At 68.0% G+C, this 21,248-nt stretch carries 18 protein-coding genes and 1 pseudogene; 14 read left to right on the top strand and 5 right to left on the bottom strand.

What is annotated here, in order from left to right; translation table 11 throughout:
• Positions 1-20 precede the first annotated feature (20 nt).
• Complete coding sequence (locus ACN9M6_RS09650; protein ID WP_419162715.1) at positions 21-473, bottom strand: hypothetical protein; 453 nt, start codon at positions 471-473, stop codon at positions 21-23.
• Positions 470-2,419, bottom strand: a complete 1,950-nt coding sequence (locus ACN9M6_RS09645) for a CocE/NonD family hydrolase (RefSeq protein WP_419162714.1) — start codon at positions 2,417-2,419, stop codon at positions 470-472. The genes ACN9M6_RS09650 and ACN9M6_RS09645 overlap by 4 nt, the downstream gene beginning before the upstream one ends.
• 78 nt (positions 2,420-2,497) lie before the next feature.
• On the opposite strand from ACN9M6_RS09645, the gene ACN9M6_RS09640 reads away from it, so the two are divergent.
• The 13 genes and pseudogenes from ACN9M6_RS09640 (at position 2,498) to ACN9M6_RS09580 (ending at position 15,727) form a co-directional block, all read left to right on the top strand.
• On the top strand, positions 2,498-2,809 hold the full coding sequence (locus ACN9M6_RS09640; RefSeq protein WP_419162713.1) for a helix-hairpin-helix domain-containing protein: 312 nt from the start codon (positions 2,498-2,500) through the stop codon (positions 2,807-2,809).
• 14 nt (positions 2,810-2,823) lie between these two features.
• Entirely contained in the window at positions 2,824-3,159 is a 336-nt protein-coding gene (locus ACN9M6_RS09635) for an MGMT family protein (protein WP_419162712.1), read from the top strand.
• Between the two features lie 56 nt (positions 3,160-3,215).
• Positions 3,216-4,805 carry a carboxylesterase/lipase family protein gene (locus tag ACN9M6_RS09630; protein WP_419162711.1) on the top strand — a complete coding sequence of 530 codons (1,590 nt, stop codon included), beginning with the start codon at positions 3,216-3,218 and terminating at the stop codon, positions 4,803-4,805.
• Positions 4,802-5,056: a hypothetical protein gene (locus ACN9M6_RS09625; RefSeq protein ID WP_419162710.1), complete on the top strand. Its 255-nt coding sequence runs from the start codon at positions 4,802-4,804 to the stop codon at positions 5,054-5,056. The genes ACN9M6_RS09630 and ACN9M6_RS09625 overlap by 4 nt, the downstream gene beginning before the upstream one ends.
• A 12-nt stretch (positions 5,057-5,068) precedes the next feature.
• Positions 5,069-5,461, top strand: a pseudogene (locus ACN9M6_RS09620) (redoxin domain-containing protein); the annotation flags it as partial.
• 16 nt (positions 5,462-5,477) lie between these two features.
• Positions 5,478-7,247, top strand: a complete 1,770-nt coding sequence (locus ACN9M6_RS09615) for a CocE/NonD family hydrolase (RefSeq protein WP_419162709.1) — start codon at positions 5,478-5,480, stop codon at positions 7,245-7,247.
• Positions 7,244-8,911 carry a sodium:solute symporter family transporter gene (locus ACN9M6_RS09610; protein WP_419162708.1) on the top strand — a complete coding sequence of 556 codons (1,668 nt, stop codon included), beginning with the start codon at positions 7,244-7,246 and terminating at the stop codon, positions 8,909-8,911. The genes ACN9M6_RS09615 and ACN9M6_RS09610 overlap by 4 nt, the downstream gene beginning before the upstream one ends.
• Before the next feature lie 82 nt (positions 8,912-8,993).
• Positions 8,994-9,260 (top strand): DUF4212 domain-containing protein, encoded by a 267-nt coding sequence (locus ACN9M6_RS09605; RefSeq protein WP_419162707.1) that lies wholly within the window; start codon positions 8,994-8,996, stop codon positions 9,258-9,260.
• A complete protein-coding gene (locus tag ACN9M6_RS09600) occupies positions 9,257-10,978 on the top strand; it encodes a sodium:solute symporter family protein (protein ID WP_419162706.1) in 1,722 nt (573 codons plus the stop codon). Before ACN9M6_RS09605 ends, ACN9M6_RS09600 begins: the two co-directional genes overlap by 4 nt.
• A 402-nt stretch (positions 10,979-11,380) precedes the next feature.
• Positions 11,381-12,484: an MBL fold metallo-hydrolase gene (locus tag ACN9M6_RS09595; protein ID WP_419162705.1), complete on the top strand. Its 1,104-nt coding sequence runs from the start codon at positions 11,381-11,383 to the stop codon at positions 12,482-12,484.
• Between the two features lie 50 nt (positions 12,485-12,534).
• On the top strand, positions 12,535-13,674 hold the full coding sequence (locus ACN9M6_RS09590; protein WP_419162704.1) for an NAD-dependent epimerase/dehydratase family protein: 1,140 nt from the start codon (positions 12,535-12,537) through the stop codon (positions 13,672-13,674).
• A gap of 107 nt (positions 13,675-13,781) precedes the next feature.
• Positions 13,782-15,065 (top strand): sulfite dehydrogenase, encoded by a 1,284-nt coding sequence (soxC, locus tag ACN9M6_RS09585; protein WP_419162703.1) that lies wholly within the window; start codon positions 13,782-13,784, stop codon positions 15,063-15,065.
• Positions 15,062-15,727: a c-type cytochrome gene (locus ACN9M6_RS09580; RefSeq protein ID WP_419162702.1), complete on the top strand. Its 666-nt coding sequence runs from the start codon at positions 15,062-15,064 to the stop codon at positions 15,725-15,727. Before soxC ends, ACN9M6_RS09580 begins: the two co-directional genes overlap by 4 nt.
• Before the next feature lie 214 nt (positions 15,728-15,941).
• On the opposite strand, the gene ACN9M6_RS09575 is transcribed toward ACN9M6_RS09580, so the two are convergent.
• Genes ACN9M6_RS09575 through pckA form a run of 3 tightly spaced genes read right to left on the bottom strand, consistent with a single transcriptional unit; the run spans position 15,942 to position 20,071 of the window.
• Positions 15,942-16,823 (bottom strand): PPK2 family polyphosphate kinase, encoded by an 882-nt coding sequence (locus tag ACN9M6_RS09575; RefSeq protein ID WP_419162701.1) that lies wholly within the window; start codon positions 16,821-16,823, stop codon positions 15,942-15,944.
• Positions 16,824-16,839: 16 nt separating this feature from the next.
• Positions 16,840-18,474, bottom strand: a complete 1,635-nt coding sequence (locus ACN9M6_RS09570; RefSeq protein WP_419162700.1) for a tetratricopeptide repeat protein — start codon at positions 18,472-18,474, stop codon at positions 16,840-16,842.
• 10 nt (positions 18,475-18,484) lie between these two features.
• Positions 18,485-20,071 (bottom strand): phosphoenolpyruvate carboxykinase (ATP), encoded by a 1,587-nt coding sequence (pckA, locus tag ACN9M6_RS09565; RefSeq protein ID WP_419163738.1) that lies wholly within the window; start codon positions 20,069-20,071, stop codon positions 18,485-18,487.
• A gap of 187 nt (positions 20,072-20,258) precedes the next feature.
• Between pckA and ACN9M6_RS09560 the strand changes: the two genes are divergently transcribed.
• Positions 20,259-21,245, top strand: coding sequence for a polysaccharide deacetylase family protein (locus tag ACN9M6_RS09560; RefSeq protein ID WP_419162699.1), 987 nt, complete (start codon positions 20,259-20,261; stop codon positions 21,243-21,245).
• The last annotated feature ends 3 nt before the right edge of the window (positions 21,246-21,248 follow it).

Raw genomic sequence — 21,248 nt, 5'->3', positions numbered from 1 at the left:
GATCCCCCGGGGCGACCCCATTACCGGCGCCGCCGGAGGGAACCGCCGGCGATGACGCCGACCGGGCCAATGAAGAGCGTTGCGATCGGATACCAGGACGGACCGACCGGGTCGCCCGACCGCGTGAGCCCGGCGATGGCCGCCAGACTGAAGAACGTCAGCACCGCTGCCAATACGCCGGCGTGAACCCGGGGAGCACGAGGCGCGACCTTCGCGGTGACGAAACCGGCAAGAGCGGCGAGAGCGAGCCGAGACCCCAGGCTCGCCGCGATGAAGCTGTCCGTGAGGGTGAGACCCGACCCGACGTCCGTGACCGAGATGAGCAGCCGGCCCGCGATGACCGAGCCGAACGTCAGCACCAGGAACCCGAGGATGACGGCCGCGACCCCACGAAGCAGCGAGGCGTCCCCCATCCGGGACCACGTCTCGACGGCCTCGTCGAGGTCGGGACGCGGCGATCCGGCCGGGGTCATCTCGCCCCCGTCATGACGGGAAGGACGACGTGCGAGGCATGCTCTCTTGAGTGATGGATGGTGTTGCGGGCCACTCTCCACTCCGTCTCGTCGTAGTTGTTGCCGCCGGTGTTCAGGTTCCGGTCGAAGCGGGGGAAGTTGGAACTCGAGACCTCGATCCGCACGCGGTGGCCGGGGGCGAACCAATGCGCGACCGAATGAAGGTCGACTCGGAGTGGGTAGATTTCACCCTCCTCCATCATCACGGGTTCCTCGTAGCCGTCGCGATAGCGTGCCCTGGTGATCCCCTCCACGATGTTGATCGCCCGGCCGTCCGGATGGACATCCAGAAGCTTCACGGTGAAGTCGGTGTCCGGGGCATCCGAACTGACATGGAGTCTCGCCTCCAGCGGGCCCGCGACCTCGAGCCCGCCATCTCCGATCGGATCGCCCGTATAAACGAGCACATCCTCGCGCCCTTCGATGTCGGACTGGTCGAACGCTCCCGGCTGGTCGGCGGGGTTCCCTGTGCAGCAGACCGACCCGCCCCGAGAGGGAACGGGATCGCCGGGATCGTAGGCGTACCGGTCCGCGGGTTCCTCTCCGGGCGTGTCCTCGGTTAGGGTCCCGTCGCCGAATCTCGTGTTCGCGCTTCCGCCGCTGTGGAGGTAGAGGCGCGTCGGCTCGGCCCCGGGGGGCGGCCACGTGTCGGCGGAAGCCCACTCGTTCCGGCCCATCACGTAGTAGTGGACCTTCGGAATCCGCGTCACTCCGTTCTCGTCGCCCCGGAGCCAGTAGTCGAACCAGGCGAGGTAGAGCGACCGATACGGAAGCCGGGCGTCGCCGAAGTCGATGTCCCCGACCACGGTGTGTTGGGTGGCCCGCTCGGACATGCAATGGCTGGTGGGCGAGAGGATGACGAACTGGTGCGCGCCGCCCCGCTCGGAGACCGCGTGGTCCTGCATCATCCGCCACTGCTGCAGCGTCTCGTTGGCTCCGAGGTCGTACCATGAGTTCACGTGCAGTGCGGGTGTGTCGAAGCGGTCGTCGTCGCGCAGATAGCCGAGCTGATCCCACCATTCATCGGCAAGCGGGGTACTCAGGATCTCTTCCCAGTCCGTGTCGCGATCGGGGGGACCGTACTTCCGCATGAGATCGATGGTCGGAAGCTCGCGAAGGGCCGCGAACATCTCGACCGCGGGGGACGGCTCACCTCCCGGCAGCTTCCGTCCGTTGCCCCGGAACCAGCCGAAGCTGGCGGAGAGCCCGAAGGCGCCGCCCTCGAAGATTCCGAAGTAACCGTATCGTCCGCCGGCCGAGCCGATCGAACCCCCGGCCGCGAGGGGGATCGCGGCGGCGTGCGCGGGGTGCCGCTGCGTCATGAGTTGTGTCTGGTTCTCGCCCAGATAGGAGCAGCCGAAGGTGCCCACCTTCCCGTTCGACCAGGGCTGCGTCGAAGCCCACTCGACGGCATCGTAGCCGTCCTCTCGGTCCGCTGCGGACAGGAGGTAACGCCCTTCCGACGCATACTTGCCGCGCACGTCCTGGACGACGACGGCATAGCCCTGTCCCGCGAAGAAGCGAGCGGGCTGAATCGCACCGCCCCGGTAGGACGCCTTGTCATAAGGCAGCCGGATCAGAACGACGGGCAGGGCATCGCCGCGATCCGCGGGCTCGACGGGCAGGTAGAGATCGGTCGCCAGGCGCACGCCATCGCGCATCGGGATCATGAGGTCTGTCTCGACCCGGATCTCGAATCTCGCCTCGGGGTCCGCGTACGGATTCTCGTGGTTTGCGGCGAATCGATCGAGAGCGACGGCTCCGGTCGTCACGCCGTCCTCGGCCACCTGTCCGGTGGACGTCCCTGGGTCGGAACAGGCAGCGAGGGCGACCCCGGCGGCGAGAGCCAGCCCGGCCCTCGGCAGCATCGAGGCTGGCGGCGTTCGCGTCCATCGAGATTTGTCCATCGGGTCCTCTCTCCCGAGATTCACGTGCCCTGCCGGTATAGTACCCGGACGTTCCCGCCTCCGCCGAATGAGTGAGTGATGAACCCTGCTGAAACCGACATCGCGAAACTTCAGAAGCTGCAACGGATTCCCGGGGTTGGACCCAGTATCGCGCGCGATCTGGCGGGACTCGGGATCGGCCGCTTGCGGGACCTAGAAGGTCGCGACCCGAACGAACTCTACGCGCGTCTCTGTTCCGGACGCGGACAGCACATCGACCGGTGCGTGCTCTACGTCTTCCGCTGCGCCGTGTACTTCGCCGAGACCGAACGCCCCGAACCCGACTTGTTGAAGTGGTGGAACTGGAAGGACCGCCTCCACGTCAACGAACGCGGCCGTACTCCGGCCTGATCGACGAGCCGGCCATGCCTTCGGACCTCCACGAGCGTATCTGCGATGTCGTCGCGCGCATCCCTTCGGGACGGGTCGCCACCTATGGCCAGATCGCCAAGCTGGCCGGACTCGGGGGGCAGGCGCGCCTGGTGGGCTACGCGCTCTACGCTTCCGACCGGCCCCTACCCTGGCATCGGGTGATCAACGCGCGGGGCGAGGTCAGCCGCCGCGGAGATTCGTACTCGGAGTTGTTCCAGTATCAACTTCTGGCGAGCGAAGGGGTCGAGTTCGACGGACAGGGTCGGATCTCGCTCAGACGCTTTCGGTGGAACGGGGAGGCGCCGCCCGCCGCTGGCGAGTCTTCCTGAGCCCCCGCACCTTGGGTCTCCGTCAACCCCATTCTGTACAGATCCGGAGTAGTCACATGCGTCCCAGTCTTCGCTCGTCGGTATTGGTCGGCGTCCTCGTCGCGAGCCTCTCCGCCGACGTCGCCGACCGACCGCTTTACGCGCAGGACGGCCTCGTCCAAACGGCAGCGGGGAACATCGAAGGCGTGGTCGAGAACGGCATCCGGGTGTTCAGGGGGATTCCGTTCGCGGCTCCGCCGGTGGGCGAGTTGCGCTGGAAGCCGCCCCAGCCGGTCGAACCGTGGGGACGGGCCACACTGCGAGCCAACAGTTTCGGGCCGCGCTGCATGCAGGAGTCCTTCCCCGCGGGATCGGTGTTCCGAGGTCCGCCGGCCCCCACCGCGGAGGATTGCCTCTATCTCAGCGTGTGGACGGGGGCCACCGATGCGGAGGAACGCCGGCCGGTCATGGTCTGGATCCACGGGGGCGCGCTCACCCGGGGGTCGGGTTCCGTGGGTGCGTACGATGGCGGCGCGCTGGCCGCGCTGGGCGCCGTGGTGGTCACGATCAACTACCGCCTCGGGCCGCTCGGCTACCTCGCGCATCCCCTGCTCACGGCGGAGTCGGAACACGGGGCGTCCGGCAACTATGGGGTGCTGGACCAGATCGCGGCGCTCGAGTGGGTGCGCGACAACATCGCCGTGTTCGGCGGAGACCCTGACCGCGTGACGATCTTCGGCGAGTCGGCCGGCTCCTGGAGCGTGAATACGCTCATGGCGACGCCGCTGGCCGCAGGCCTCTTCCACCGCGCGATCGGACAGAGTGGAGGGCGGTTCGGTCCGATGATGCGTCTCTCCGATGCGCCGGAGGAGGGCCGTTCCGCCGAGGAGATCGGCGATGCATTCATCGGTGCGCTGGGCGCTGCGACGCTGGAGGAGATGCGCGCCGCCTCCGCGACCAGCGTGATGGCGGCCCTCGCCACGCCGGCCGGCCGGCTGTTCAGGACCGCGGAGAACGTGGACGGCTGGGTGTTCCCGACCGACGTGACGACGGCATTCTCGGAGGGGCGGCACCACAACGTCCCCGTGCTCATCGGGTTCAACGCGGATGAGATGACGTCGCTGACGGGCCCGAATTCAGTCCCGACGACGCTCGACGCCTGGCGCGAATGGGTCGCCGGACGCGTGGGCGACGATGCGGAGCGCTTCGAGTCCGTCTATCCGGTCGCGGAGGAGGGGGAGCTCCGCGACGCGTACATGCGCAGCCGCGGTGACGCCCTGTTCGGCATCCAGATGCGGACATGGGCGCGCGCATCGGAAGCGGCGGGCGCGGACGCCTACCTCTACTACTTCACGCACGAGCCGCCGGGGCGCGCGCGGGCGTATCTCAAGTCGTATCACGCGGCCGAGATCGTCTACGCGTTCGGCAACGTCGGCCCCGGCGAGCGGGAGGCCGAGGACCGGCGGCTGGCCCGGACGATGTCGTCCTACTGGGTGAACTTCGCCGCGACCGGCGATCCGAACGGCCCCGGACTGCCGCCGTGGCCCGTCTACTCGCGTGGCGACGGGGCCTACATGATCCTGGGGGCGACCGTCGAGTCGGCCAGCAGACTCCGAACAGCCCAGCTCGATTTCTGGGACCGCCGGCTTCGGGCAGGCACCCCGTGACGGGACCGCTCTGCCGCCGCCTCGCCGAGATGCGGGCGGAGAAGGAAGCCGCGCGCCCAGCCGCGGCGACGGCCATCATGAACGCCGGCACCGAGTCGCTCCGGGCCTCCGGCATCCTCGAGCGCGTGCGCCGAGCGGGCGACCGCGCCCCGCTCTTCGCGCGTCCGAGCGTGGCGGGGCCTACGGTGCGCCTCAAGACGCTCCTGAAGCGCGGCCCCGTCGTGCTGAGCTTCTTCCGCGGCCGCTGGTGACCCTACTGCCGCGAGGAGCAGGCTGCTCTTCAATCCGTGCTTCCCGAGATCCGTGCCAAGGGCGCGCGGCTCATCACGCTATCCCCGCAGCTCGCCGAATTCGCCCGCGGCTGGATCGAGGAGGATGGAATCGAGTTCGACGTCCTGCTCGACCTCGGCCTCGGTGTGGCCCGCGACTACGGGCTTACGTTCGCGGTCGAAGGTGAACTGCGGACGCTCTACCTCGACGGACTCGGCATCGACCTCCCCCGCTTCAACGGCGACGAGTCCTGGGAACTCCCGCTCTCCGCCACGTTCGTGGTCGATCGATCGGGCACCATCGTGTACAGCCACGCGGACCCGGACTACACCGTGCGCGCCGAACCGAGCGAGGTCGTCGCCGCAATCCCGCCCCCGCAAACCTAGGCGGAGGGCGTCGGCGTTGACCTCATGGATCCCTGGAGGGAGAGCTGACGCGCCAGAGGCCGCCGCCCTGACCGGGGTGCGGCTGCTGCACGGACTTCGCGGCAGGGTGCGCGACGGGGTCCGGCTCTCCGCGGACGTGTATGTGCCCGCTTCCGGTGGCCCCTTCCCCACCATCGTGACCCGGACGCCGTATGAGAGCGGGCGAGACGCGTTCATCGAGAACGGCATCTGGTGGGCGCAGCGCGGATACGCGTTCGTCGTCCAGGACTGTCGCGGCCGCTTCGAATCCGAGGGCGTCTTCCACGCCTACGTCCCGGAGATCGAGGACGGGCACGACACGCTGGAGTGGGTCGCGGGCCAGGCGTGGTGCGACGGGAAGATCGGGATGTGGGGCCGCAGCTACGGCGGGCTCACGCAGTGGCTCAGCGCCCCTCTCGGCAGTCCCCACCTCACCTGCATGGCCCCACACGTGATCTGCGACGATCACTTCGGAGATTGCCATTACCTCGGCGGCGCCTTTCAGCTCCTGCTCTCGCTCGGTGCCGCCGTGATCTGGGAGACGAACCTGGCGGCGGTGACGGGGCCGCACGCCGCCCATCTGTTTCAGAACGCGAACTTCTGGGCCCACCTGCCGCTCATCGAGATGGACGAGCGCGCGATCGGACGAAAGATCCCGTACTGGCGCGAGTGGCTCGAGCATCCGACTCGAGACGACTACTGGCGGCCACTGAGCGTGACGGATCGCTATCACCAGGTGTCGGCGCCCGTGTTCCAGCAGGGTGGCTGGTACGACGCGTATCCGGGCTCGTGTCTCCGCATCCAGGAGGGAATGGCGAAGGAGGCCGCGACCGCACGGGCGCGTGAACAGAGCCGCAGTCTGATCGGCCCCTGGTCCCACGAGATCCCTGAGAAGACGACGGTCGGAGACGTCGAGTTCGGACCCGACGCGTGGGTCGATGTGCGCGAGGAGGAACGGCGCTGGTTCGACTGGCAGCTTCGCGGCCGGGACGACGGGATCAGCGAGGACCCGCCGGTGCGCTGGTTCACGACAGGCGCGAACCGGTGGTGCAGCGGCGCGGAGTGGCCGCCACCCGACACCGAGACGGTGCGCTGGTATCTGCGCAGCCACGGTCGCGCGAACCGAGACGACGGCGCGCGGCTCGGCCGCGAGCCACCGGCAGACGAGCCGCCGGACCGCTTCGACTATGACCCGCGCGACCCGGCGCCCTCGCTGGGGGGCAACCTCTCCTCGCGCCTGATCACGACCCACGCGGAGACACCGATGCGGGGCGGTCCCGTCGAACAGGCGCCGATCGAGCGCCGGCCCGACGTGCTCGTCTATACGTCGCGGGAGTTGCAGCGCGACCTGGAGGTCACGGGGCCCATTGACCTCGTGCTCTATGCGGAGTCGTCGGCGCGAGATACGGACTTCGTGGCGCGGTTGACGGACGTCGATCGTGCAGGACGGTCCTTCGTCCTCACGGAGGGTATCCTGCGCGCCCGCTATCGCGGCGGGTTGAGCCGGACGGATCTCCTCGAGCCGAACGTGGTGGCCGAGTTCCGGATTCAGCTTTATCCGATGAGCCACGTATTCCGCGCGGCCCATTGCATCAGGCTTCAGATCACCAGCAGCTGCTTCCCCCGCTTCAGCCGCAACCTCAACACAGGCGAGGACGTGGGGACGGGGACCCGCATGCGGACGGCGCGAAACACGGTGCTCCACACCGCGGCGTACCCTTCGCACCTGCGTCTGCGAGTCGCGGCTCGGCCGCGCGACAGGGCGTGAACGCTCTGGACTGGCTGATCGTCCTCGGACTGAACGGGGCGATCATCGTCTACGGTCTTCGCCGTGCGCGCGGTACCTCCACAAGCGGGGAGTGGTTCCTCGGTGCGCGCGCGCTCCCGTGGTGGGCGGTCGGCCTGTCGCTGTTCGCCACGAGCATGGACAACTCGGAGTTCGTCTCCGCCACGGGGACGATCGCGAGCGAGGGCCTGCACTTCCTCTCGGCCCACACCTTCGGCGGCCTGTTCGGTGCGACGCTCGCCACCTTCGTCATCGTCCCGGCGATCTACCGCGCCGGACTGTACACGAACTCGGAATACCTCGAGCATCGGTTCGGGCCGGGGACGCGCGTTCTCGGCGCGTTGATCCAGATCCAGTACCGGACGTCCGTGCTGGGGCTCATGATCTGGTCCGTGTACCTCACCCTCGTCGGCGTCGGCGATCTGAGGCCGGGCCTGGCGTGGGCCTTGATCATCTTGCTCGTGGTCCTGTCCGGCCTCTACACGGCCCTGGGCGGTCTGCGGGCGGTGGTCGCGACCGACGTGCTCCAGAGCGTACTCGTGATCGCCGGCGGCCTCGCGGTGTGCGCGGCGGTCTGGCACGCCGTCGGGGGGTGGGACGTGATGATGGCGGAGTTGGCCGCGCTTGGCACCGCGGCCGAGGGGCTCGCACCGGGTCTCCAGGCGGCCGACCTCGCGCATGTGAGTTCGTTCCGCGGCCGCGACGGCCAGACCTCGCCGTTCGTGATCTTCTTTGCGTGGATCCTGATCTCCGCCGGCTGGTGGACCGCGAGCCATACATCGACCCAGCGGATGATGGGCGCGCGTTCGCTGTGGGACATGAAGATGGCCGGGGTCGTGGGAGCTGGGGTGAGCATCGTCATCTTCGTATTCACGGACATGCTGGGGCTGTTCGGGAGGGCGCGCTTTCCGGACTTCGCACAGCCCGACGCGATGTACCCCCATCTGATTTCCACCTATCTGGGCGTGGGCGCCAAGGGGCTCGTCGTGGCCGGGGTGGTGAGCGCCGCGGTGAGCACGTTCGACTCCATGGGATCGTCAATGTCGGCCGTCTTCACGCGAGACATCTACGCGCGTTTCGTGGTGCGCGACCGCGAGGACGCCCACTACGTGCGGGTGGGGCGCATCGCGACGGTCGCGATCCTGGTGCTCGGATTCGCCTATCTGCCGTTCATCGTGCGTGCGCCGACGATGCTCGCCGCCTTCCGGTCGGTCACGTCGGTCTTCGTCACGCCGCTGCTCTTCGTCTACCTGATCGGCGCCGTGACGCGCGCGAACCGGCGGGTGGGCATGGCCGGCCTCGTCAGCGGCGGGCTGTACGGCGTGATCGGTCTCGTGGACCGCGAAGTGGCGGATGTCTCGTGGCTGCCCGGCTGGCTGACCGGGCAGTGGGAGGCCTTCCTGTGGGCCATCGTCTTCACCGCGGCGGGCTGCGCGTTCGCGGCCCTTCACCCTCGCTGGCGGAAGCTTTCCGCTGCGACGGTGACGGCGGAAGGCGGCGGATGGCTGGCGAAGAGCTCGGAGGAACTAGGCCCGATACGCGCCCACCCCTTCGACGGGCGGGTCCCCCTGCTGGCCAGTCCGGCGCTCTACACAGGAGTCCTTGCGGCGATTTCGGCGTGGCTTGTCTTCGGGCTCTTCTGGTGACACTGGCGCGCGGCCGAATCGGGCCGCAGCCTTGGACGTCGCCGCAGCCGCCGATCACGCCGGGCTGAACACTGGAAGGCACATGAACGACTATTGGCGCCGTAACCTCCGCTATGTGTGGGCGCTCCTCACGATATGGGCCGTGGTGTCGTACGGGGCCGGCATCCTGTTCGCGGACGCGCTGGACGCGGTCCGGATCCCGGGAACCGGCTTCCCGCTCGGGTTCTGGTTCGCGCAGCAAGGGTCCATCTACGTCTTCGTCGTCCTGATCTTCGTCTACGTCTTTCTCATGAACCGGCTCGACCGGGAGTTCGATGTCGATGAGCGTGACGAGGAGGTTGTGACGTGACGGTACTCCAGTGGACGGCGACGCTCGTCGGGTTTTCGTTCACGCTCTACATCGGCATCGCGATCTGGTCGCGGGCCCACACGACGAGCGAGTTCTACGTGGCCGGCAAGGGGGTCCATCCCCTCGCGAACGGGATGGCGACGGCGGCGGACTGGATGTCGGCCGCCTCCTTCATCTCCATGGCCGGGATCATCTCGTTCCTCGGATACGACGGGTCGGTCTACCTCATGGGGTGGACGGGCGGGTATGTGCTTCTGGCGCTGCTCCTCGCGCCCTATCTGAGAAAGTTCGGCGCCTTCACCGTGCCCGATTTCGTGGGCGAACGCTACTACTCCCAGACCGCGCGCGTCGTGGCCGTGATCTGCGCCATCTTCGTTTCCTTCACCTATGTCGCGGGCCAGATGCGGGGCGTCGGGATCGTCTTCAGCCGCTTTCTGGAGATCGACATCTCGCTGGGCGTCGTCATCGGCATGGGCATCGTGTTCTTCTACGCGGTGCTGGGGGGGATGAAGGGGATCACGTACACCCAGGTGGCGCAGTACTGCGTGCTGATCTTTGCGTACACGGTGCCGGCGATCTTCCTGTCGATGCTCATCACGGGCATTCCCATCCCCCAGATCGGGTTCGGGGCGGCGGAGCAGGAGACCGGGACCTACCTGCTGGACCGACTCAACGGTCTGCATCAGGAACTCGGGTTCGCGGCCTACACGGACGGCACGAAATCGACGCTCGATGTGCTCGCGATCACGGCCGCGCTGATGGTCGGAACGGCGGGGCTTCCGCACGTCATCATCCGCTTCTACACGGTGCCGAGGGTGAGGGACGCGAGGATCAGCGTGGGCTGGGCGCTGGTCTTCATCGCGCTCCTCTACACCGCGGCGCCGGCGGTGGCGGTGTTCGCGCGGACGAACCTGCTAAACACGGTGACGGACGAGCCGTATGCGGAGATGCCGGACTGGTTCACGAAGTGGGAGGCGACGGGTCTGATCTCGTACGAGGACCACAACAGCGACGGGCTGATCCAGTACGTGGGGCCGGACGCGGTCGACGCGGCGGGCGCCCCCGTGCAGAACGAACTCACGATCGACCGCGACATCATGGTGCTCGCGAACCCGGAGATCGCGCGACTGCCCAACTGGGTCGTCGGGCTGGTGGCGGCGGGCGGGCTCGCGGCCGCGCTCTCGACCGCGGCCGGGCTCCTGCTCGTACTCTCGACGGCGATCAGCCACGACCTGCTTAAACGCAACTGGCGGCCGGACATCAGCGACAAGGGGGAACTCGTCGCGGCGCGGGTGAGCGCCGGGCTGGCGGTCGTCGTGGCGGGCTATCTGGGCATCAACCCGCCGGGCTTCGTGGCGGAGGTCGTCGCGTTCGCGTTCGGACTCGCCGCGGCTTCGTTCTTCCCGGTCATCATCCTGGGCATCTTCTCGAAACGGCTCAATCGTGAGGGGGCGATCGCGGGCATGGTATCGGGCATCACGCTGACGGCGGCCTACATCGTCTACTTCAAGTTCGTGAATCCGGCCGCGAATGTGGCGGAAAACTGGTGGTTCGGGATCTCCCCCGAGGGCATCGGCTCGCTGGGCATGGCCGTGAACTTCACCGTGGCGAGCATCGTCTCGCGGTTTACGCCGCCGCCGCCCCCGGAGGTGCAGGGGCTGGTCGACCGCATCCGGGTGCCGCGCGGGTCGGGCGAGGCGCACGAGATCAACGCCTGACGGATGGCTGGGCAGTGGGCGTGGCTGCCGAACCGGCACCGGGCGTTCCTTGGGTCCACTATCTCACCGACAAGATCGAGTCGCGGGTCCCGGCTTTCGCCTCGGAACTCGGCCGAACCGTCGCTTGCAGGGACGCAACTTCCTGCCTTGAGAGCCTCGATGCGGCGGTGGACCTTTATGCCGGGCTCCGGGAGGCAGGGCCCGCGGCCGGAAGAGGGCTGAGCGACGTGGAACGGGAGGTGCGCGCGTACCTGGCCGGGCTGCCGGGGCGGTTGGGGATCGAGAGGCCGTAACGGTAGCGTCTTTTCGGGGCCGGAGTCCGCCGACATCTTGCATCCGTTTCGTGTTCGACTCTGTTCCGCGGCTGGACCTCCGGATCCGGCCTTGCACCCGGGAGGCTGCATGGCGACTGCAAGATGGACGACCCGCCGCCACCTGGCGCTTCTGGTCGGCGTCTTCGCGACCGGATGGCTGGGGGCGGGCTGCGGCCCGGGAGGCGAAGCAGGTGGCGCGGACGAGGCGGGGATGGACGACGGGCCCACCGGCGAGGCTGTCCATTTCGAGTTCACCGAGGTCGTGCCGGGCGTCTATCACGCGCGGGGAGCGAGCGACCTCGTCGTGGGCTCGAACGCCGGCGTCGTCGTGAACGAAGCCGACGTGCTGCTCGTCGACTCCCACATCTCCCCCGCGGCGGCGAACGCTCTCATCGAGGATCTGCGCAGCCTCACCGACAGGCCTGTCCGCTATGCCGCGAACACGCACTGGCATTTCGATCACGCCCACGGGAATCAGGTGTATCCGCCCGAGGTCGAGATCATCAGTCACGAGGCGACGCGCGCGGCGATCGCGGAGGGGCGGTCGAATTCCGGCCGGTCCTACGACCTCTTCGTAGGCGGTATCCCCGACCGGATCGAGCAGATGGAGGCCACGCTGGACACGCTGAGCGACGCGGCGGCGCGCGCGGAACTGGAAGCCGCGCTCGAAGCGCAGCGTACCTACTACGCGCAGCTGCAGGAGGTCGTCCCCACAGCCCCCAACACGACGCTCTCGGAGCGGCTCACGCTCTACAGGGGCGGACGCGAGATCCAGTTCCATTTCTTCGGACGCGCGCACACGGAAGGCGACGTCATCGTGTACCTGCCCGACGACGGCGTGATCATCACCGGGGACATGCTCACCGGGGGCCTCCCCTACATGGGCGACGGCTATGTGAACGAGTGGATAGAGACACTCGAACGCGTGAAGGCTCTCGACTTCGACTGGATCATCCCGGGACACGGTGCGCCGTACCAGGACCGGGAGCGGATCGACCACCTGCAGGCGTACCTCCGGGACCTCTGGGACCAGTCCGTGGAACTCCACGGCCAGGGGGTGAGCCCGGAAGACGCGGCGGCGCGCATCGACCTCACGGCGCACGCGGCCAACTTCGGCGGGATCAGCGGCCCCGGCGCGAATCCGGTCGCGGTGCTCCGCATCTTCGAGCTGCTGGACGGAACGGCGAACTGAGACGCAGCGGGAACGACCTAATCAGCCACGACCAGGAACAAGGAGTCACGATGTCCACCGATTCGAACCGGCGCGATTTTCTGAAGATCACGGCCGCCGCGGGCGCCGCCCTCGGGCTCGGGGTCCCGGCCGCCGCGTGCTCGGGCCCCGCGGCCACACCCCAGACCTCGGGCGGCGGGGGGAAGCTGCTCATCCTGGGCGGGACTGGCTTCATCGGCCCTTACCAGGTGAGGTCGGCGCTCGACCAGGGACTCGAGGTGACGATCTTCAACCGCGGCAACCGCCCCGGCATGTTCGAAGGCGTCGAGGAACTCGTCGGGGACCGGAACGGAGACTTCGAGTCGCTGCGGGGTCGGACGTGGGACGTCGTCATCGACAATTCCACCTCCCGCCCCGACTGGGTGACGAGCATCGCGGAGTTCCTGCGTGACTCGGTCGAGTATTTCTACTACGTCTCGTCGCGGTCCGCATACGCGAGCCACTCCACGGTGCCGATGACGTCGGAGGTGCCGTCCTATACCTACGAGACCGCAGGCGTGGACCGCGCCACGGCGGACATCACGCAGCTCCCCTACGGCCTCGCGAAGGCGGAGTCGGAGCGCGAAGTGATGCGGATCTTCCCTGAGCGGTACGGGATCTTCCGTCCGGGCCTCATCATCGGACCCGACGACCCCACCGACCGCTTCACGTACTGGCCCGTCCGGATCCATCGCGGCGGCGAGGTGCTGTCTCCCGGCGACGGGACGGACCCGGTCCAGATCATCGATGTGCGCGATCTGGGCGACTTCATGGCGCTCTCCTCCGACCAGGGGCACACGGGCATCTTCAACCTCGTGGGTCCCGCGACGCCGCGGCCGATGGCGGAACTCCTGTACGGGATCCGCGCCGTCACGACCGCCGAGGCGACGTTCACCTGGGTGCCGCGTGAGTTTCTCGCCGAGCGCGGGGTGCGGCCGTACGCGGAAATGCCGGTGTGGCGGCCCCCAACGCCGGGGTCCGAGGGCTTCGCGCGCTTCGATCTCTCCAATGAAGTGGCCCACGGCCTGACGTTCCGGTCGCTGGCGGACACGACGCAGGCGACGCTGGACTTCCATTTCTCCCGCACGCCCGAGCGCCAAGCGGAGATGCGGCCGGGACTCCCGGCGGACCGGGAGGCGGAGATCCTGCAGGAGTGGCACGCGTCCCAGTGAGGACCGGTCGCCCTTGCTGCCCGGCCTGAACGGGACGACTCTCGTCGGGGCCGCCGTGCGGCGCGGTGCACGAGGTGGCGGCTGAGACCGATGGCAACGGAGGCGATGTGAAGGACCGAAACGGAGAACGCATTCCCGAGGACGGACCCCGGGACGACCTCGAGACGCCCGAGGGTTCGGGCCTCACCCGGCGAGCGTTGATTGCCGGGGCGGCCGCCGCCGCGGGTACGGCGATCACCGCGGGCGCCACACGCGGGCTGGTCGTTCAGGACGCGCCCGATCCGACGAAGGTCCCGGGCGCACGGCCGGTCGTGGTCGGTTCGCGGTCACCGCACGAGACGCCCCGCAAGCTCCTGTCGGGATCGATGGGCGGCTCCTCGCGCACGCCGCTTCAGGACCTGCACGGGATCGTGACGCCGGCGGACCTCCACTTCGAGCGGCACCACCACGGGATCCCGCAGATCGACCCGGCAAGCTATCGCCTCCTGATCCACGGCATGGTCGACCGGCCCACGCTGTTCACGCTCGACGATCTGAAGCGCTTTCCGCAGGTCTCAAAGCTGCTCTTCATCGAGTGCTCGGGGAACGGTGGCGGCGCCTACGCCCCGTCGCCCAATCCAGAGAACACGCCGCAGTCGATCGATGGCCTCCTGAGCACGAGCGAGTGGTCCGGCGTTGCGCTCTCGACGCTGTTCGAGGAGGTGGGAGCGCACGCGGACGCGACCTGGTTCCTCGCGGAGGGCTCCGACGCGGCGGTCATGGGCCGCAGCATCCCGATGGAGAAAGCTTGGGACGATGCCATGATCGCGTACGCCCAGAACGGCGAGGCGATCCGGCCCGAGCAGGGCTACCCCGCGCGGGTGTTCCTGCCCGGGTGGGAGGGGAACGCGAGCGTGAAATGGGTGCGGCGGCTGGAGTTGTCCGACCGGCCCTCCATGTTCCGCGACGAGACCTCGAAATACACCGATCCGCTGCCGGACGGGACGGCGCGGCAGTTCTCGTTCGTGATGGATGCGAAGTCGGTCATCACGTACCCGACCTATCCGCGTCGGCTGTCGGAGCCCGGATTCGTCGAGATCTCCGGCTACGCCTGGACCGGCAGGGGTCTGATCGAGCGGGTGGAAGTGAGCACGGATGGCGGCGACTCGTGGCACGACGCGGTGCTCCAGGAGCCGGTGTTGCCCAAGTGCACCACTCGATTCCGCTACAGCTGGGAGTGGGACGGCGGCCCGGCCCATCTGCTGAGTCGGGCAACCGACGAGACGGGCTACACGCAGCCGGTGCGCCAGCAGGTGCTCGACGCCCGCGGCCCCGGCACGCGCTACCACTCCAATGCGATCCGGGGCTGGCGCGTCGCCCGCGACGGCTCGATCGCCTTCGCGCCGGTATGAGCCGCGCAACGACGGTACGGCGGCTAACGGCGCTGGCGGCCCTGCTCCCGGTTCTTGTGGCCTGCGGCGCGGGCGATGGCGCGGACGGCAACCCAGCCGACGGCCCGACCGTAACGATGGTCCCGGCCACTCCCGGCGAGGGGAGCGCGGGCCGGGCCGGCGCGGCCGAGGCCGTGTACGGCTTCGGCACACCCGCGGCGGAATCGCAGATCGCCGCGTGGGACATCGACATCGGTCCCGATGGGGCGGGCCTGCCGCCTGGACAGGGCACGGTGGAGGAGGGACTCGAAGTCTGGGTGAGGCACCGCTGCATACTCTGCCATGGGCCGACGGGGCGTGAGGGACCGAACGACATCATCGCGGGCCGGATACCTGGAGACGAGTTCCCGTTCGCGAACGACCGGAGCCTGCGCTCCACCGTCGGCAACTACTGGCCTTACGCGACGACGCTATTCGACTACACCCGTCGCGCCATGCCCTTCGACCTGCCGGGAACGATGACCGACGAGGAGGTCTACGCGGTCGTGGGTGCCATGCTCTACTTCAACGACCTGCTGCCGGCCGACGCGGTCGTCGACTCCGCCACGGTCGTCGACACCCACATGCCGGCCCGGAACCGCTTCGTCCCCGACAACCGAACCGGCGGCCCCACCATCCGCTGACTCCCCGGGAAGCCCGAAGCCCATCGCCAGAAGACGTTCCCGCGGGAACGTCCCGGAGACTGGCGAGACTCTAAATCTGAACGAGCTCGATTCGGAGCCGCCGCCCGAGCGCCTCGGCGGCTCCGATCAGCGTGCCAAGCTGTATCCGATCGTTGTTCGGGTCCAGGACCCGCTCCAGCTGACGCAAGATTCCGAAGCAGTGCCGTCACCGTCGCTACAGTTCGGTGGCCAGCTGGGCGCGGTAGTCCTGGAGTTCGGCACGTTCGTCGTCCGGGAGCGTGGGATGTGTGAGGTCGAGGGTGGCAAGTTGGTCGCGCACCAGCCGGGCCACGAGCAACCGCATCCAGGGCTTCGAGTCGGCGGGAATCGCGTACCACGGGGCCCAGGGGCGGGCGGTCGCGTTGATCGCGTCCTCGTATGCGGCCATGTAGTCGTCCCAGTGCTGCCGCTCCTCGATGTCGGCGCGGCTGAACTTCCAGTTCTTGTCGGGGCGATCGATGCGGCGCAGGAAACGGCGGGCCTGCTCCTCCTTCGAGATGTTGAGCCAGAACTTCAGGATCACCGTCCCGTTCCGCGCCAGGTGGGTCTCGTGGTCCCGGATCGACTCGTAGCGTTCCTCGCAACGCTCCATGATCGGCAGACGCCGGGGGAGCTTCTGCCGGTCGAGGAACTCGGGGTGGACCCGTACGATGAGGACTTCCTCGTAGTAGCTGCGGTTGAAGATCCCGATCCGGCCCCGTTCGGGGAGGCGGAGCGTCGTCCGCCATAGGAAATCGTGGTCCACTTCCTCGTTTGAGGGGGCCTCGAAGTTGTAGATCTGGAACCCGGCCGGGTTCACGCCGGTCATGACCGCCCGCAGCGTCGAGTCCTTGCCGGCCGCGTCCATCGCCTGGAACACGAGCAGCATCGCGTAGTGCTTGTGCGCGTAGAGACGCCGCTGCAGCCGCGAGATCTCGCGCACCGTGCGCTTGAGCTCCGCTCTCATTTCGGCTGTCTGCGGCGCATCGGGCGGCGGGGCCGTCACCGCCCGGGAGATGTCGAAGTCCCCGTCGCAGCTGATTCTGAGCGGACTCTCGGGCGGCGAGAAATTGATCATGCGGTCGCGTCCGGGATCAGAACCGCGAGCTTCGCAGCCACGTGTCCGCCCGTACCCAGTGACGGTCGAACTCGCGCCGGGCCTCCTGCGCCTGGGCTGTCTTCTCCTGTGCATCCAGCGCCTGTATGAGGCCGAACCAGGCCCAGCCCTGATTCGGCAGATCGTTCAGCGCATCACGGTACACCTGCTCCGCTTCGGCCACGCGGTCGTTCTCGAGCAGGATCGCACCCAGCGTGTGACGGACCGGCATGTGCCACGCCCGCGGCTCGGAGTAGATGAGCCCGTCCTCCTTCATCACGCCCGTCTCGAGGGCCGCGATCGCCTCGTCCACCTTGCCCTGGGCGTGCAGGATCTCGCCTGCAAGGATCGAACGCGGCAGCGCGACGACGTCGGCGAGCGGGCTGTAGCGGAACGTGGCCCCGGGGTCGGCGTCCGCCAGGACGTCGTCGATCTCCTGGAGGTGGTCGGCCGCGACGTCGATGTGCCCCATCCGGAGGTACGCGAGCCCGCGCGAGAAGCTCCACGCGACAAGCTCCATGGCTTCGTCCGACGTCGGGCCGTCACCGGCGAGGATCTCGCTCCAGCGGCCGAACGCCGCGTAGGTGAGGGGGATGTAGGCGGCCCACGGGCCGCGATGCCGGGCCAGGTCCTTCGAAGCCTGAATCGCCACCGCGCTCTGTCCGTCCATAACCGCTGCGTTGAGCAGCATGTGGAGGTTGTGGGACGGGTACACTCCGGGAGGCCCCCCGTGCTCGGCCTTCTGGTCGGCGTGCCACGCCTGCTGGTTGCCCCGCACCGCGTCGCCCCAGCGGCCGATGTTCATGTAGATGTGGGTCGGCATGTGGTGGATGTGGCTCACCGCGATCTGGCTCCCGAGGTGATCCGAACACTCCTCGGCCAGTCCGGGATTCGGCGACGCCTCCACGAGGTGGATGTAGAGATGGCACGCGCCGGGGTGGCGGATGTTGCGCGCCAGCACGGTCTCGAGGATGGGCAGAATCTTCTGCACGTCGTCCGCATCGAGATCGACGTCGCCGCGACGGGGCCGCAGCAGCAGCCAGGCCTCGCCCTGCAGGGTGAGAACGTCCAGGTCGTCAGGGTACCGCGCCGCGACCTTGTCCATCTCCCGTGCGTAGAGCGTGTCGAGCATCTTGCGGCGGGAGCGCTCGGGGTCGGCCTCGAAGCGCACGGCGAAGGCGTCGATCAGCGCCTGTTCGACCTCGGTCGCGCTCGACTTGTGCTCTTGCGCCTTCTGGATGGCGGCGTGGGCGGACCGCTCGTTGCCGGGAGACATGCCGCCGTTGAGGTACGGCGCGAGCGACCACGCCTCGCCCCAGTAGCAGGCCGCGCACTCCGGGTCCTCCACCTGTGAGGCCCGGAACGACTCCTCGGCGATCGACGTGCCGAAGGCGTACATGAAGAGCAGGCCCTCGTTGAAGTAGGCCTGCGCCTGCTTGGACTCCGTGGCGATCCGGCGCGAGTGAGGGCCCAGGTTTCCGTACAGCGGAGTCGGGTTTCCATTGCCGTTACCCGCCTGGACGGCACCGGTCATCGAAGCGCTCGTAAACTGCGGGGCCTCGCGCTGCCCGCTCGTACACCCGGCCACCAATACGGCCAGGCCCACCATCAACATCCAGCGACATCGCCGCATGACGTCCTCCTTAACTCGTGGGGACCGCCGCACACACCTCCGGTGGGCTGTCGTCCTCGTATTTTCTGAAGTTCTCATGGAACAGACGGGCGAGGTGGCGGGCCTTCTCATCGTACGCCGCACCGTCAGCCCAGGTCGCGCGCGGGCGCAGGATCTCGCGCGGCACGCCCGGCACTTCGGTCACGACGTGGATGCCGAACACCGGGTCCGGCTCGGTCGGCGCGTCACGTAGCGCACCCTCGTGAATCGCATCGACCATGCGGCGCGTGTAGGGCAGATCGATACGGGAACCGACACCGAACGGCCCTCCGCTCCACCCCGTATTCACGAGCCACACCGCCACTCCGTGTTCCCGCATCCGGTCCGCGAGCAACTCGGCGTACTTCGCCGGGTGCCAGACGAGGAACGGTCCACCGAAGCAGGGCGAGAACGTCGCCTCGGGATCGGTGACGCCGACCTCGGTGCCCGCAACCTTGGCGGTGTATCCGCTGATGAAGTGGTACATGGCCTGCTCGGGCGTGAGCCGGCTCACCGGCGGCAGCACCCCGAAGGCGTCCGCGGTGAGGAAGATGACGTCGGTCGGGTGTCCGGCCACGCACGGAACCCTGGCATTCGAGATGAACTCGATCGGATAGCTGCCCCGCGTGTTCTGCGTGATCGACGAGTCCGACCAGTCCACGCTGCCATCGTCCCGCAGCACCACGTTCTCGAGAACAGCCCCGTAGCGGAGTGCCCGGTAGATGTCGGGTTCCTTCTCCTCGGAGAGATCGATCGTCTTCGCGTAGCAGCCGCCCTCGATGTTGAAGATTCCCGAATCGGTCCAACAGTGTTCGTCATCGCCGATGAGCAGGCGGTTCGGATCGGCCGACAGCGTCGTCTTCCCCGTCCCCGACAGACCGAAGAGGAGCGACGAGGCCCCGGTCTCCGGGTCGGCCGTCGCCGAGCAGTGCATCGAGAGCACGCCCCGCTTCGGCATGAGATAGTGCATGACCGTGAAGACGCCTTTCTTCATCTCTCCCGCGTACTCCGTGCCCAGGATGCAGGCCTCGTTGTCGGCGAAGGAGAGGTCGACGCTCGTGGGAGACGTGACGCCGTGTACGGACTGGTCCGCCGCCTCCTGGCCCGCGTTGTAGACGACGAAGTCGGGCTCGCCGAACTCCGCCAGCTCCGCAGGCGTGGGGCGGATCAGCATGTTGTACATGAAGAGGGCGTGATACGGACGGCTGCAGATGATCCGGACGTGAAGCCGGTACTCGGGATCCCAGCCTGCGAAGCCGTCGATCACATAGAGCACGTCCTGCGCGTTCAGGAAAGCCCGCGCGCGTTCCCGGTTCCGCCGGAAGCTCTCGCGCTCGAGGGGGAAGTTGACCGGACCCCACCACACGTCGTTCGCGGTCTCCGGGTCGCGCACGACGTGCTTGTCCCTGGGCGAGCGCCCCGTCTTGGCCCCGGAGAAGGCCACGAGCGCCCCGTTGGCCGCCTTCACGGCACCGGGCTCGCGTCCGCTCAGGGCATCAGCGTAGATCTCATCGACGGAGGGGTTCCGCTTGATGCGGGTGACGGTGATCCCGTGTGCACTCAGGTCCAACGATCTGATTTCTGTTTCTGTAGTCGCCATAACTCACAGCCGCCATATTCAATGGAGGTCGGCTCCCGGCGACGAGCCACGGATACAGGGACGGGCTCCCGCGCCGAACGAAATCGGCGCCGACCGCCCGATTCGTAAGCAATCTGTAAAAATAAGCGTCAAGACTTGAGATGACCACCGAAACCGAGGAAATGCGATGACCGCCCAGACCCGACCCATCTTCCGGGGCCTCGCCCTGGCGCTTTGCGGTATGGCGGCGCTTTATGGGACTTCGCCGCCGCCACTCGTCGCGCAGGAGGCGGACGACCCGCCGTGGCGCTGGTCCGAGGCGCGCGTCAACGAGGCCGTGAACCGGGTACGCGCCGGCCGCGACCTCAACCCGGATTCGTGGCCGGGAGGCAACCGCGTCGCCGTACTGCTCTCCTTTGACGTGGACAACGAGACGGTGTGGCTGAGGAACGGCGACACCAACGTGGGCGGGCTTTCGCAGGGAGAATACGGGTCGCGCGTCGCCCTCGGCCGCGTGGTGGACCTGCTCGACGAGCACGGCATCGCGGCGTCGTTCTTCGGCCCCGCGCTCAGCTTCAGCCTGGCGCCGCATCAGATTCCGCGCATCCAGGCTTCGGGCCGCCACGAGATCGGCATCCACGGCTGGATCCACGAGCGTAACGCCACCCTCCCCCGCGAAGAGGAGGAACGACTCCTGCGCATGGCGGTCGAGCGCATGACGGAACTCGTGGGTGAGCGCCCGGTCGGCTACCGCGCGCCGTCGTGGAACTTCAGCGACGCGACGCTCGACCTGCTGCTCGAGATGGACTTCCTGTACGACTCGTCGCTCATGGCCGACGACCGGCCCTACGAGATCAACGCGAACGGCCAGCCCACCGGCCTCGTCGAACTCCCGGTCGACTGGATTCTGGACGACGCGCCGCTCTTCAACCCTCTGGGCGACCGCTACGCGAGCCCGCGGGAGGTACTGCAGGTCTACAAGGACGAGTTCGACGTCGCGTACGAGGAGGGGACGATGTTCCTCCTCACCATGCACCCGCACTACATCGGGCACCGTTCCCGGATCGTCATCCTGCGCGAGCTGATCGAGCACATGCGCTCGAAGCCGGGCGTGTGGTTCGGGACGCACCGCCAGGCCGCGGAGTGGGTCCGGGCCCAGGCGTCGATGCCGTAGCAG

The sequence above is a fragment of the Candidatus Palauibacter sp. genome, assembly GCF_965197445.1.
Lineage (GTDB): Bacteria > Gemmatimonadota > Gemmatimonadetes > Palauibacterales > Palauibacteraceae > Palauibacter.
This window is presented reverse-complemented; position numbering and strand designations above follow the sequence as displayed.